Origin of the sequence: Bradyrhizobium sp. 147, from assembly GCF_023073935.1 — a bacterium.
Classification (GTDB): domain Bacteria; phylum Pseudomonadota; class Alphaproteobacteria; order Rhizobiales; family Xanthobacteraceae; genus Bradyrhizobium.
Genome location: NZ_JADPKL010000025.1, coordinates 98,514 through 113,667, shown reverse-complemented (window position 1 = coordinate 113,667; position 15,154 = coordinate 98,514). Strand labels below are relative to the sequence as shown.

The 15,154-nt window shown below is 57.1% G+C and carries 5 protein-coding genes; 1 reads left to right on the top strand and 4 read right to left on the bottom strand.

The features are described 5' to 3' along the window. Positions 1–274: 274 nt before the first annotated feature. The 4 genes from nolL to IVA87_RS07385 all read right to left on the bottom strand — a co-directional run bounded on the left by nolL (position 275) and on the right by IVA87_RS07385 (position 6,071). Positions 275–1,396 (bottom strand): nodulation factor fucose acetyltransferase NolL, encoded by a 1,122-nt coding sequence (nolL, locus tag IVA87_RS07400; RefSeq protein WP_247333146.1) that lies wholly within the window; start codon positions 1,394–1,396, stop codon positions 275–277. 1,050 nt (positions 1,397–2,446) lie between these two features. Next, complete coding sequence (ectB, locus tag IVA87_RS07395; protein WP_247333145.1) at positions 2,447–3,709, bottom strand: diaminobutyrate--2-oxoglutarate transaminase; 1,263 nt, start codon at positions 3,707–3,709, stop codon at positions 2,447–2,449. A 1,197-nt stretch (positions 3,710–4,906) separates the two neighbouring features. Next, positions 4,907–5,296 carry a response regulator gene (locus IVA87_RS07390; RefSeq protein ID WP_247333144.1) on the bottom strand — a complete coding sequence of 130 codons (390 nt, stop codon included), beginning with the start codon at positions 5,294–5,296 and terminating at the stop codon, positions 4,907–4,909. Positions 5,297–5,387: 91 nt separating this feature from the next. Continuing rightward, positions 5,388–6,071 carry a response regulator transcription factor gene (locus tag IVA87_RS07385; RefSeq protein WP_247333143.1) on the bottom strand — a complete coding sequence of 228 codons (684 nt, stop codon included), beginning with the start codon at positions 6,069–6,071 and terminating at the stop codon, positions 5,388–5,390. A 3,074-nt stretch (positions 6,072–9,145) separates the two neighbouring features. Here IVA87_RS07385 and IVA87_RS07380 point away from each other — a divergent pair. Further along, the gene (locus tag IVA87_RS07380) at positions 9,146–14,716 is read left to right on the top strand and encodes an ATP-binding sensor histidine kinase (RefSeq protein WP_247333142.1); all 5,571 of its coding nucleotides are present in this window, start codon (positions 9,146–9,148) and stop codon (positions 14,714–14,716) included. Positions 14,717–15,154: the final 438 nt, after the last annotated feature.

Here is a 15,154-nt window from a genome sequence, read left to right as displayed (position 1 = left end):
CAGATCTGGGTCGAAACCCGGCGGCTAGACGACTGGTGCAGCGAAGCTAATCTCACGACAGTCGATCTTATTTGGACGGACGCAATGGGCTGAGTTCGCCGGTGCCATACAAACCCTGATCAATACACGCTTCGATGGGGTTGCTCTTATGCCGATCACCGGCTCGACCGGCGGCACGCCGTCGCCGCCGGATCTGGGCTCGAACGCCATTCCCGCGGCGTCACAAGCCGATGCTATCGCCATACCCTGCCGTACAAACGTCAAATGCATACAGCTAGTTCATTGCAGGTTTGGCTTGCGGAAGACCAGAGCGTGGCGGCATTCCAAGGACGAGCTGCGACAGATATGGAACGCCGCGAACAATCGAGCGCACCGTTAGCGCGATCGCAATAATCGCGGCCCCGAGCATACCCGCGATGATCAACCGGATCGTGAGATCCCAAAGTTCTCCGAACTGTACGAAATCCATGAGACGGAACACGGTACCCTGGACCAGGTAGAGTAGCAGCGTGGTCTGGCCCAACTCCACAGCGATAAACCGGGCAATTCGATTTGAATGGCCAACGCTCCAGCATTGCAGCAGGAGTTCGATAGCGATTGCTGAGGCAGCTGCAGAGCCAACAAACATCAGAAGCACGTTTTTAGCCGACCGAAAATCGTGAATTACCCCAAGATTATTGTAGACATAGGTATCCTTGCCCCAAGCTAGAAAGCATACGCAGGTCACTATCGAGAGAAGTAAAATTAGGAGCGGCTTGTGATGTCGCGATGTACGCGTCCATCGTTCTCTCGATTGAGCAAGCAAGAAGCCGAAGCAGAAGAACGGGTAAGTGAATCTGATCAGGGGTGATATGGAGAATGTCAGAGGCGCGAGTGCGACCAGTATGGCTAAGCCAGATATGACCCACGATTGGTGGTTTAGCCTGGTAGAAATCTTGAGGAGAAGGTAGGAAACAAACGTGGCCCAGATGAACCAGTATGTGCCAGCGAAATCGTCTACAAATTCCAAAAGTCCGCTCGTTAGGCTGGGCGCGCGCCACAATGCGGCCAGCTTAGCTGTCTCCATGAACGTCCACCAAAACAGCATCGGCAGCAAGAGCTGCTTCGCACGGTCGCTGGCGGCTCGAGTGAACGACTTTTGCAGCAGTGATCGAGAAGAAAGATATCCGCTTATCGCCATAAAGAGCGGCATGTGAAACATATAGATCGATTTGTAGTACGGCGAATACCAAAACCCGTCGTCTCGGTAGATGACATACTGAATTAGGTGCCCAACGATCACCAAAACAATGAGCGCACCTTTCGCGAAATCTAAGCTTAGATCTCGATCGTTTGCCTCTGTCGTGCGCGAGCTCGGGGCGATCGTTCCAGTCACGCGTAGCAATGTGTCAAACATCTAGATATCTGTTGTTGATGAGCCGGCGGCCCGTTGTCCGCTTCTTCTGCCTCATTTTTGATCCAAACGAAAGGTGATGGCGGGAGTTTTTGGAACGGGAATAGTCAGGCCTTGAAGATGGAGCTGGCTGAGCGTCTCTGAATGCCTCGCGGAACTTTGTGGCAGGGCAGATATCTAATTTGAGATACTGGTGTAGCAGTACGGGCACGGCATACTATTTGCAGACGCGGTTCTGGGAGGAAGACTGTCGCGCTCAGCCTTCCACTCAGCCCGACGCATCTCGGACCCGGCAGATGCGTCGGGCTTCTTCGGTTGGCCCAGCATAGTTGACCTTTGGTCCGTCAACTTCGCTTGCCGCCGAGGCGCTCACGCCAAATAGGGGCTTCTGATAGCTGAACTCGGGCACTCGCCCGCACTTCCGCAAATGCTTCGTCCACAGCGCCGGTCGCCGGCCAACCAGCCGGTGTGATATCTCTCGTGATGGCGTTGCTCTCCTTTGGAATCAGCACCCCGAGCCTACCGGCTCAAGGTGGCAACGCCGACCTCTTCAGAAATTCAACAGAACCCGGGACATCCCCCACCGCTCGTTCCTTGACGGCTTTCGTCGCAAAGCCGGCCGCCGGAGTGATTGTTGCTGCACCTGTGCTGTAAACGGCTCAGGCTGGATCGCTGCTGCACAATCTACGGTCCTAACAAAGTCCGCACCCGTGCGGCTGGGCACGTGGCCACCAAGAAGCCATACCACACCATTTGACTCCATTCCGCTGCGAGCTCACCTTCGGCAGACCTCAGAGTGGAAACTTAGATAAGCCACCTCGACCAGAGTCGCTCGCGACTGCGAGGTTCTATGGTCAAGGTGCTGCTCGCACTCACGTGTTGTGGATCAAGGAGGGCAGCAGGCGTTCTCCGCGCATCAGCCGACTCGGCGGGTCACAGATAGTGTTGGCCTTCAGGCTTCACCTTCATGATCATGGCGTCAAAACTCCTGACCATTTCGGTGTGTGCGGCGATGCGGTCGCTAGCAACAGTTTCTCTCGTGTGCCTACAAGTTTAGCTTGCTCGGGCTGAATTCAACGTTTCGGTCAATGACTCCTCGAATATGTCGAGGCCTTGTCCCAACGTTTCTTGCTCGATCGTAAGTGCAGGCAAGAACTTTACAACCTGATCGGTCGGTCCGCATCGCTCGATAATCAATCCCTTCTCAAACGCTCTATGTGACGTCGCCTCTGCGATTTCGGTCGTTTTGCAATCGAATCCGCATACCATGCCCCGTCCACGAACAGCAAACCTGTTTCCGTGCTGGTGCGCGATAGCATCGAGTCGACGCCGCATAAATGCGCCCAATCGTCGGAGCTGTTGCGAGAACGTCTGGTTGCGCCAATACAGATTCAAAGCCGCTTTGCCAGAGACGAGTGCAAGGTTGTTTCCTCGAAACGTCCCCGTGTGCTCGCCTGGTTCCCATGCGTCAATCGCTTCTTTGATCAGGAGCATCGATAGTGGCAAACCGTACCCACTCAGCGATTTCGACAGTACAACAATGTCTGGCGACAACGCAGCGAACTCGAAACTGAAGAACTCGCCTGTACGGCCACAGCCCATTTGGATATCGTCAACTATGAAAATAGCTCCGACCTCTTTTGCCAAAGCCTGAATTGACTGCAACCATTCCTCGCCGGCGACGTTAATGCCTCCCTCTCCTTGCACGGTTTCGACGAGAATGGCGGCTGGAAGATCAGTGCCACTGCTCTCGTCCATTAATACCTTTCGCACGTAATCCGCCGCACTGTGAGCGGAGCCAAGATACCCATCATAGGGCATGAACGTTGTGCCGGATAAGGGAATGCTGCTGCCTTTGCGGTAAAAGCGGTTACCGCTCGCGGCTATGGCTCCCAAACTTTGGCCGTGATATCCATTCGTGAAAGAAATGACGTTGTGACGTCCTGTGATCTTACGCGAGAGCTTTAGAGCTGCTTCAATAGCGTTAGCTCCCGTAGGCCCCGTAAACTGAAAGCAGTAGGAAAGATTCCGTTCACGAAGGATGACAGAGCTAAAGGTCTCCATGAATTCGATCTTTGCTGGAGTGGCCATGTCCAAGCCGTGGACGACCCCGTCCGACTCCAGATACTCGCTGATTGCCGATTTGATCTCCTGATTGTTGTGGCCATAATTTAGCGCTCCAGCGCCGGACAGAAAGTCAATGACCTTTCGGCCACCCTCTGCGAACATAATCGAGCCGCGCGCCCTGCTGAAGACAGCAGGAAAGGAACGTGAGTACGAGCGCACGTTGGACTCTAGCATTTCGACTGTCTTCATTCTGTGCGGCTCGTGTCCTCCAACCATGTGGTCGTCTCCTCGACAAGAAAATCTGCTCGACGAACAAGCGGGCGGCCAACATCGTACAGGATTGGCAGACCACGAGCGCACGGTTCCGGCGGCTCTCGGCGTCCTTTGGGCTACGTAGGGCGTCTGAAAATCAGCTCCAACGGCTTACCCGAGAACCAGGCGGAACAAAGCTACTATGTTTAGTAGTTTCGTCCCCATCCAGCGAGGGCCCCGGCTAAGTCGTCCTTCGCGGGCAAACTTGCTTAGCCGCGCGCGATTGAAGAATTTGCGCATACTGCGCGGTTAGCTTGGAAACGGGAAGTATGTGGGCCGAAAAATTTCATCGCGACCAGAGCGGCCGATGCGCTCCGGCGACGGCGGAGCCCGCCAGCCGGAAGCGTGTGTTGGATGCTCACGCTCACGGTCCCGGCGAGTAGAAGGGACACGGCCGCCGCAGATCTGGCCCGGCGCGCGGCTTATCGCGCGTCCAGAGCCCCGCTTTGGGCCTTGCGTTTGGCCGGGACCGGCGCGGAGAGGCGTGGATGCGTTCGGCAGCAAAGGCGTGGGCTTGAAATCGCTTCGACCAGTGGCATTTGTGTTGCCCCGCAGCGGATGCGTAGGTTTCCGGTGCTTCGGCCCGCCGAAGGGTTGCTGGGAGCGAATGCAAGTTGGCGAGTTTGGCGTACACCACTCGATCCTGCGAAAGCCAACATCGCCAAAATGCGATCTTTGTGGCTTTTGTGAATTCCGCACCGATCGTTTCGACCGACTGCGTGATTTTGGCCGCGATCGCCGCGCCTTTCCTCCCACAAACTCCGGTGCCCGACCTATCTGGAGCGGTCGCACAAGTTTTAGGTGAGTTCTTTGTTCTAACGAGGTACTGCCGGCAAGCCGGTGCCGTGGCACTTTCGCGCTAAGCTCAGTCGTAGCACTGAACGTAGGGCGCTCCTTCGTTAAAGCGAGGAGGGCCTCGCCTCGTCTGATTGCGTGATCATACCAGAGGCGCTTTGTCAGGAGCCCGACGAAGTGTTTCAACCACATGCCGAAAGTGCAACAACAACGACAGGAATGCGGCAAGATCGAAAGGCGAGGATCGCCACTGGCACGCGGTAGCACGGGCAATCGCGCATTGATCGACATCGTAAGCGCCGCGCGGGTGCGGCTTGGTCCAGACTGCTTCCCCATCTTTCACGCGTTCGTTCCACCACGATGCTCGCTAAGCGCTTCATCGACGCAGGCGATCAACTCCAGGCTGGCAAAGGGTTTGGCAAAAAAGCCGGTTACGCCGGCGCTCAACGCGCGGGCTCGCGTGCGATCATCTGCGAAGGCAGTCATCAGGATGAATGGCGCAGCGTGGCCCTGGGCCCGCATCTGTTCCAAAAGTTCAAAGCCGCTCATCATGGGCATCTGCACGTCTGCAATGACACAGGACGTATCGTTCAATTGAGATGACCGCAAGAATTCCTCAGCCGATGCAAACGTACGAACGTTGTGACCCTGCGATTTCAAAAGGTTGTTCAGTGCGGCACGAATCGAAGGATCGTCGTCGACAACGGAAACAGTTGAATACCTAGACAAGACGACCCGTTCTTAGTTGGGCGGAGGCGCTGGCGAAAGCATGACGGCCAGCAGAAGGATGCGCTTGCACGACGAAATTGTAAAATCATACCTAGGTTTGTACCCTGAAACGGTCGGTCCCAATTCCCAGCCTCTCAGTCATCCTGATCAAATCGGCCAGCGATCGAGCTCCCATCTTCTTCATCACGTGACCGCGATAGATTTTGACTGTAATCTCGGCGAGCCCGAGTTCCGCAGCTACCTGTTTGTTCAATAGGCCGGCGGCGACTAGTTTCAATACATCCTGCTCTCGTGGACTTAGGGCCTCAAACAAGGACTGCAGCCTCCTGACCACCTTGTCTACACCTCGTCTCTTCCGATCCTGTTCGATAGCTGCGACTACGCCATCGAGTAGTTCCTGATCGCGAAACGGCTTGCTGAGAAAATCGATTGCTCCACTCTTCATGGCTTTGACAGTCATCGGAATATCGCCATGAGCGGTGATGAAAATAATAGGAATGTGAATCTTCAGTTTGGCTAACTCACTCTGGAGCTCAAGGCCGCTCAATCCCGGCAGCCTGATGTCAAGCACAAGGCAGCTAGGAACATCAGGGAGCTCGCTCTGGAGCATTTCCCGGGCCGATCCGTAAGCAACGACATCCAGACCGATCGAACGAAATAGGTTGACCAGCGATTCGCGCATTGAGAGGTCATCGTCGACGAGGAAGACGCTCGGCCTGACCTCCGGCCCTACGACATTTGCGGCTTCCTTCCGCGGTTCAGAGCGCTTGGTCACGATCAGAGCCTCACTTGTACGATTTACAGTAGAATCGTCGCCTCACTACGACCTTTGATTGAACTTTCGAGGACTTTCGCGCAGTGCAAAGTTTGAGATTTTCCAGGTATGTGACGGGTCAGCCATTCGCGCCAGCGTCATACATTACAGGAAAGTCTAGCAAAAACCGCCCGACTGGTCGAGAACTGCCTTTCGCGTCTGTCCGCCGTCGCGTCGGATCGGCCCCGCGGCATCGATCAAACGATCAGCAGCGATCGAGAAGCACCGACTCCAGAACTTGAGGCGCTCGCTTTAGCATGGCGGCGCGTGTCGCCTGGGCCTCGCGAATGAGGCTGCAGCGGACGACCCATTATGCGGCTGAAGGATCAGAATGCCCGGCGCCTTGGTAGTTGAACGCGGGGGCGCGAGCTGAGCGAATTGGCGCTATGGTGCCTGTGCATGCGCCGATCCCGCCGGCGTTGAGATCGGCAAGCGGCGTAGACTATCGCACCCATACTAAGGAAAATAGACATCAGAACGAGTAGCAGCGGCATCAGCACATGAACTTTTCTTTTTCTCAGAGCGCCTGTGAGTTGCTCTTCGCGAGGTTGAGGAAAGCACCTTGCACCGACTTCGTACAACCTGACGCTAGGTCAGATTCAAGTCCTTTCCGTCATGTTTGTCGTAAAGATGCTCGAACTCGAGCTGCTGCAGGGGCGCTCACGTGCGTTCGTGCCGTTGCTTCCTTCACGAGGCTCGCACCCCAAGATGAGGCGGCGTAATCTGAATGGAGAGGCGGGACACACTCCATTCGGTGTCCAGCTGCGGACCAGTTCGCCAAAAGGCAGTAGTATTTGCTCTCCTGCTTCAGCCAAACAACCGATGATCCAGCGAAAGAATCATTCTCCTACCAGAATTGGCGGACATCACAGGTCCGTGCCGGGCACCTTGAAGATCCACTCTTTGACCTACATAGGAACGACAAAACGCGCCCCGAGCGTCAACCTGAAGCTGTTGTCAGATCTGCCAGTAGCTCATCGATTTGCTCAGGGCCTACGGCTCAGGCAGGGTCATTACGGGCGGCCCGATGCCCTCCGTTGAGCAGAAAGCGCGTCGGGCTCGCCCCACATCGCCAGGACATCCGTGGTGACGCTGCCTCGAATGGAGCAACCAGCGCGGCAAAACTGAGGCTCGCTCAGCAAGGCAGCGTAGGTAGTGACTGCCTGCTACTTCGCACCGGCCAGGAAGGGCTTGAATCGTTCGTAGCGTCAGGTTGTACGATGCCGGTGTACATCTATTGGCAAAGAAGGCGTTCCGCTGTTCTTCATTTTAATTGCAGTTCTCTTCACCGGTTTTGGGGTAGCTTACGCCTTTCTTGAACAGCGGTTCAAGCAGCGAACCGCAGCGAGCGGCATTCCGATCAGCGAGAGCCTATGCGGCGCCCGGTGAGCATCAGGGGTGCCTTTGTCGCGGGTCAGTTGCTCCATCAATGGGAGCAACAATGAAGAGAATAGTTATGAGCGCGGTTTCGCTCGCAGTGGCTCGCAGATTTGCCCTTGATGCTGTGGTTCAGAGTCGATCACTGCATGGCGCCTCCAACATGGAGCCAGGAGTGAACGTCGATCTCGAAAACGGCACCCCGCTTGTCGGCCGGATTTCTAGCCTGAGCGCCCTTGCGGCGTTTATGTTCAGCGATTCGACAAGCATATTGCTTCTCCTCGGGCCTTAGAAGCACGCCTTCATGGGCGATTGTGGAGCAAACTTCTTTGGCGACAGTGCTGTTAAGCGTGGGTGAATTCTCGGGACCAGCTTCTGTGAGAAAGGGTCGTTCGACATGCCAGATATCAGCAAGGCGATCGCCGAGCTCACTGATCGTCTGATCGCATTCAGAGCGGTTCGCACAATAGTCAACCAGGGAAGCGACATTCCGCCGGTCAGCGTAAGTGCCCTGCCGTCCGGTATTCCTCGGCCGGTATCGACCTCAGATCTAGGGACTGCCCGGAGATCGACAGCTTCGTGCCGGCCTCGAGGGGAATAGGCTGAGCTGATACCGCGCCAGTGCGGTTTCAGCTCGAAAAAGCAATATCGGCCGCTTATGTCCGCGGGGTAGCCATCGAAGCGGCGGAAAGGTCCAGCTGTGCGACTTGCTGCAATGGACCGAGCGCTCCCAGCCCTAGTACATCCGATTTCGAGGGGCTCATGCAACCAAGAAGCTGCTTCAGTTCTTTGGCCCAAGTCGCTCGATCAGGCGTTGTCGTTTATTGGTCAATGTCCAAACGCGCCGCCGCATCATTGGATGCGTCTCGTTGGAGCGAAGTCTCTGCTGCGATCGTGAATCAGGCTCGTGACTAGCGTCTGAGAGGCGTTGTCGAAGGGGCAGCCTTCCTCAAGTCCAATGTTGTGCACGGCGAGCTCCTTCAATATCGTGTCGGATACACAGGCTCTGTGCTTCCTTAGCTCGGTGGCGACCTCAGTGTCGCCGCGCTGCTTGTTTCATGGGGACAGCAGGATCGACATTTCACAGATAACGCCGGGACGGACCGGGCGCACGCTAAGGTCCTGATAGCGCGCGCCGGGTTGTGGCGCTCGGGGCTTCAGTTCTCGCCAGGAGATCTCGCAATTGGCTCATGGGATGGCGTTGCGCATCGCGGCCCGGACGCTCAGGCCGATGCAGCGCTCAGAAGCCGGCGTCCAATGGCCTCGCGCGTTGTGCCGATCATGGGCAAACCGATCAGGTTTCACATGTCATTGTCTGCTTGAGCGGTAACAGCGATCTGGGCGCTGCTGCACGTCGCGCAGTGGGCCGTGGTCGGGTAACGGGCCACGAGCCGCTCTATCGAATACAATCCTTCGCCCACATACTGCGCTAGTCGGCAGCGCCCGCCGCCGATGCTGTGCAGGCCCGGCCGGCGCGCACGACTGGGCTGGATCGACACGATCGGGCCACGCATTGGGTGTGTAAGTCGCATCTCGGCGTGCCGCGGTCCACTCTTTGGCGGCCTTAATCGGTACTCGCGCCGTTTTGCGAAGTCCCTTCACAAGCTCGCCCCATATGTGTCAGGTTTCGGCTCAGTCCTTATTGACCGGGCGGGCAAATGCCGCGGGACCCCCTCAGCCGAACTCTGTTCGGCTCAAATGTCGACAGTGACATCCAGCCCCTGTGGGAGGACGGTGATCGCGCGTTCTGCCGTGCGTGGCGCCGGCAAATCCACGGCAGCAGGGCTGTCGTGCTTGTCGTGCGGCCCATCACGGAAGACCCAACGACGCTCGACCGCCTCGCCCATGAGTATGAGCTGAGGGAGGAGCTAGACGAGGCATGGGCGGTGCGGCCGTTGGAACTGATCCGGGAAGCTGGTCGGACTATGCTGGTCCTGGAGGATCCATGCGGCGAGCCACTGCTAAATTTACTCGGGGTCCGTATGGAACCCAAGCGCTTCCTGCGCCTCGCTGTTGGTATCGCCAGGGCCGTGGGCAAGCTTCACCGGCACAGCTTAGTCCACAAGGACCTGAAACCCGCTCACATTCTGGTCAATTGTCCTGACGAACAGGTACGACTCACTGGTTTTGGTCTGGCTTCCCGTCTTTCCCGCGAGCGCGTGCCGCCTGAGCCTGCCGAGTTCATCGCCGGCTCGCTGCCCTACATGGCGCCCGAACAGACCGGACGAATGAATCGCTCGGTCGATTGTCGCAGTGATCTCTATTCACTTGGCGTGACATTCTACCAGATGCTGATCGGCGCGCTGCCGTTCACGGGCTCAGATCCCTTGGAGTGGATCCATTGTCATATTGCAAGAAAAGCAATACCGCCCGTCGAGAAATCACAAAACCTCCCCCAGCCGATATCTCAGATTGTGATGAAACTCCTCGCGAAAACCGCCGAGGAACGCTACCAGACTGCCGCTGGCCTTGAGCACGATCTGCAACACTGTCTCGCAGCATGGGCCACCCACGGTCGCATCGACCCGTTTGAGCTCGGCACAGACGACACACCTGATCGGTTGCTCATCCCCGAGAAGCTCTATGGCAGAGCCCTTCAGATCGAGGCTTTGCTTGCCTCTTTCGATCGCGCGGTGAAGAGCGGCACGCCGAGGTTGGTGCTCGTCGCCGGTTACTCCGGCGTCGGTAAGTCTTCGCTCGTCCAGGAGCTACACAAAGCACTGGTGCCCTCGCGCGGGCAGTTGGTGTCAGGCAAATTCGACCAACTGAAGCGCGACGTTCCCTATGTGACGCTAGTGCAGACGTTTCAGAGTCTTGTCCGTCCTCTTCTCAGCAAAAGTGAGGGCGAACTCGCCACCTGGCGGCAAGCGCTCCGGGAGGCGCTCGGCGCGAATGGACGACTGATGGCCGAATTGATTCCCGATCTGAGCCTGATCATTGGCGAGCAGCCCGCGGTTGCTGAGCTTCCAGCCCGGCAAGCGCAAATTCGTTTCCAGCTGGTGCTTCGTCGCTTTATTGGCGTGTTCGCCCGGCGAACCCATCCTTTGGTGCTCTTCCTCGACGATTTGCAGTGGCATGATGCCGCAACGCTCGACTTGATCGAGGATCTCCTGACCCAGTCGGATCTGCACCTGCTGCTCATTGGAGCTTACCGCGGCAACGAACTTGATGCAGGCCATCCACTCAAACGCAAGCTCGACTCCATCAGGGGAGCCGACGTAAATTTCGAGGAGATCACGCTCTCGCCGCTCACTGCAGACGATGTCGCGCAGTTAGTCGCGGATACCCTTCGCTGCGGACCAAAACGCGCTGCCCCGCTTGCAAAGTTGGTGCATCAGAAGACGATGGGTAATCCGTTCTTCGCCATTCAATTCCTTTCTGAACTGGCCGAAGAGCAGCTGTTGACGTTCGATCACGAGTCGGCGCGCTGGCGATGGGATCTCGAGCGTATTCACGCAAAAGCGTACACCGAGAACGTCGTGGATCTGATGCTCGGCAAGCTCATCCGCCTGCCCGAGGAAACGCAGGACGCGCTGCAACAGCTGGCCTGTTTCGGCAACATCGCCGGGACGGCGGAGCTTGCGATCGTGCTCGAAATTTCGCAGGAGCAGGTGCACGCGACCCTGTGGCCGGCGATCCGGCAGGAACTGATCGCGCGCCACGGAACAGCCTACCGCTTCCTCCACGATCGCGTTCAAGAGGCGGCCTACTTGCTGGTGCCAGAATCCTCGCGCGCTTCTGCCCATCTGCGGATCGGTAGGATGCTGGCGGCACACGTCCCTGCGCACAAACGCGAAGAGGCTATCTTCGACATCGTCAGCCAACTCAATCGAGCTGTCGCGCTAATTGCCTCCGGTCAGGAGCGTGAGCAGCTCGCAGAGCTGAATTTAGTCGCAGGGCAGCGTGCCAGGGCGTCGGCGGCCTACGCCTCGGCACTCACATATCTCACCGTCGGTGCTGCGCTGCTCGCGGAGCACTCTTGGCAAAGGCGCCACGAACTCGCGTTCGCACTGGAGACAGGCCGGGCCGAATGCGAATTCTTGGTAGGCCAGCTGGACATTGCAGAGAGCCTCCTGTCCGTACTGTCGAAGCGCGCCTTGAACGCGCCCCAGCGAGCAACGGTCGCATGTTTGCGGGTCGATCTTTACTTGACGCTCGGTCAGCACGGGCGGGCAGTGCTCACAGGGCTCGAATATCTTCACGACGTCGGGATCGAGTGGTCGCAGCATCCGACGGACCAGGAAACATTAGCCGAATATCAGCGGATGTGGTCACAACTGCCCGACGCAATCGAGGATCTTGCTAGTTTGCCTGCAATGACAGATCAGACCACGCTTGCCACGCTTGCCGTCTTGACCCGGATTCTTCCGCCCGCAGGTTTCACGGACGCCAATTTATCCGCTTTGGTCATCTGCAGAGCTGTCACCATCAGCCTCGAATACGGCAACACTGATGCTTCTTGCGCCCATTACGCATGGCTAGGCCGAATCTTGGCCGGGCGCTTCGGTGACTACCAAGCGGCTGACAAATTTGGTCGTCTTGCTTGCGACCTGGTTGATCGCGGTGAGTTCTCCCGTTTTCGGGCTCCCGTCTATTTGGCCTTCGGGTGCAACGTCATCCCGTGGACGAAGCCCCTAAGAGGTGGCCGGGTTTTGATTCGGCGAGCGCTCGCAGCTGCGGTCAGCAGCGGCGATGTCATCTATGAGGCGTACAGCTTGCTTCATCTAACCTCAAATATGATCATGGCCGGAGATCCCCTGAAAGAGGTACAGAACGAGATAGAGAAAAGCCTCGCTACGATACGGAATAGAAAGGTTCAGTTTGCTGCTGATACCGTAGCCGCTCAGCTCGCAATCATTCGAAGCATGCGCGGCCTCACGCGCTCATTCGGTTGCTTCGATGACCAACAATTTGACGAGCTAGACGTCGAGCGATCGTTGGCACGCAGTCCGGAGCTGTCACCTAGCGAAACCATCTACTGGATCCGCAAACTTCAGGCGCGATTTCTAGCCGGCGATTATGCTGCGGCTGTTGATGCTCGCTCCAAGGCGGAGCCCAAATTATGGACCATGCCGACAGAGCCCTTGATCGCGGAGTTTCACTTCTATGGTGCGCTGTCTCACTCATGTTATTGCGACAAGCCAGGCGAAAGCGAACAACACCAACATCGGGATATCATTGATGCCCATTACAGACAGCTGCAGATATGGGCGACGAATTGCCCCGAAAACTTTGAGAATCGGGCCGCCTTGGTCGGCGCTGAAATTGCAAGGCGGGAATACCGCGATACAGACGCAATGCGACTGTATGAACACTCAATCCAGACCGCAGCACGTAACGGTTTCGCCCACCACGAGGCAATCGCTTGCGAACTTGCAGCGCGCTTTCATGCTGCGCGCGGTTTTGACAGAATCTCCCGGGTTTACCTGCAGGACGCGCGGCGCGGCTACCTTCGTTGGGGAGCAGATGGCAAAGTGCGTCAGCTCGACGAGCTGAATCCCCATCTCAACCATGAGGAGACCACTCCTGCCGCGAATGGAATGAGGATCGGAGCTCCGGTTGAGCATCTTGATCTCGCGACGGTGACAAAAGTGTCGCAGGCGATTTCCGGCGAGATGGTTCTTCAAAAACTAATCGACACGCTTATGCGGACTGCCATTGAGCAGGCCGGCGCCGAACGAGGTTTGTTAATTCTGCTGCATGGAGGCGAGCCGCGGATCGAGGCGGAAGCCGCAACGGTAGCGGATGCGCTGCTTGTAAAGGTGAATGAAGAACCCGTAACTCCGATGGCACTTCCCGAGTCCGTGCTGCATTTCGTCCTACGTGTCCGCGAAAACGTCATTCTCGAAGATGCTGCCGCCGAGGCTTCATTTGCGGAAGATCCGTATATCCGTGAGCGCAAAGCGCGTTCTATTCTTTGCCTGCCACTGATCACGCAGGGCAAGCTGATCGGCGTACTTTATCTGGAGAATAATCTCGCCGCGCGCATATTCTCGGCTGCCCGCAACTCGGTGCTGAAAATGCTTGCCTCGCAAGCTGCAACAGCGCTGGAAAACAGCCGGTTGTACAGCGAAGTTCAGCAACGGGAGTCGAAAATCCGGCGCTTACTCGACGCTAACATCATCGGAATATTTATCATCCGCGAAGGAGGCGAGATCATCGAGGCAAATCAAACCTTCCTCACGATGGTTGGATACGACCGAGAGGATCTCGTCGCGGGGCGAGTGAACGGTCTCGACCTGACACCGCCAGAATGGCACGAGCGCACACTGGATGCTGGAACAGAAGCAAAACGGACCGGAGCTGTTCAGCAGTTCGAGAAAGAGTATGTCCGCAAGGATGGCAGCCGCGTGCCGGTGCTAATTGGCCTCGCCGTCTTCGATGCGCGCGACGACCAAGGTGTTGGCTTCGTCCTCGACCTGACAGAGCGAAAGAGAGCGGAAGCGGAAGCCCGTGAAAGCGAACGACGGTATCGCGAGACTCTGATGGGGCTGGCACACGCCAATCGGATCACGACAATGGGACAGCTGGCCGCCTCAATCGCCCATGAGGTCAACCAGCCGATTGCCGCGATCAGCAGTAATGCGGGGGCGGGGCTAAATTGGCTCGGTGCTCAGCCGCCAAATCTGGAAGAAGTTCGACAGACCTTCGGTTTGATTGTCCGTGACAGTATGCGTGCAGGGAACGTGATCCGTCGGATCCGCGCTCTTATGAATAAGGCTCCTATGCAAACGGAGCTTCTCGCAATTGACGAATTGATCTTAGAGGTGCTGGCGCTAGTTCGCGCGGAACTTGCGAAAAATGATGTATGGGTGCAAACGCGACGGGCTGAGGCGTTGCCGCTCGTCCGCGCGGATCGCGTCCAGCTCCGGCAGGTGATTCTCAATTTGATCACGAACGCCATCGAGGCCATGAGCGAGATCAACGAAGGTGACCGCGAGTTACTGATCAGTGCGCGGAGAGATGACTCGAATAACGTAGTGGTCACTTTTCGGGATACGGGTCCAGGACTCGATCCGAACAGCGCTGACCGCCTGTTCGAGGCGTTTTACACCACCAAGTCCGAAGGGATGGGCATGGGGCTCGCTATTTGCCATTCTATTATTGAGGCGCACGGAGGCCGGATGTGGGCGGGCGCCAATGATCCTCGCGGGGCCGTCTTTCAGTTCAGCATGCCGGTTGCGCCGGAGGGCGTGGATCGGTCGGAACAGGTCTCTTCAACGTCTTAGGCTCGAGTTCGATATCGAGCAGGGCGCTCCGGGAGCCCCGATCATCGTGACAGAAGCGAGCGGCGAGACCTCGAGGATTTGAGACATTCGCGTTTCTTACTGCCCATCGGGGAGTGTTGGAACGAGCGCAGATTGTCGCGAATTGTCAGAAGATCTACAGTCTGACCGTAACATCAGATTCAAGACGCTTTGACTGCTTCCTGCAAGTCTCTTGAGACTTGCAGGGCGTCAATCCGATCTCAATGCAGAGCATTCCTGTCATGCGCCGCCGAAGCAGGCCCCGGATTACAACCGGTGTACCGCTCTTCTTCTCCGGAGTTGGCTTGGGGCCTCGCGCCGCTGCTGCCGCTCGCAATAGCTGACGCGCAAGCGATGGCGTCGTGTATGGTTTTCTGTGCTCTGTAAAAGCGCCTGAGGCGAGCAGGAACCGACCGCCGC

Coding starts and splice junctions, on each gene's coding strand:
- ectB (WP_247333145.1), bottom strand. CDS start 3,709: ATGAAGACAGTCGAAATGCTAGAGTCCAACGTGCGCTCGTACTCACGT.
- IVA87_RS07380 (WP_247333142.1), top strand. CDS start 9,146: ATGCCGCGGGACCCCCTCAGCCGAACTCTGTTCGGCTCAAATGTCGAC.
- nolL (WP_247333146.1), bottom strand. CDS start 1,396: ATGTTTGACACATTGCTACGCGTGACTGGAACGATCGCCCCGAGCTCG.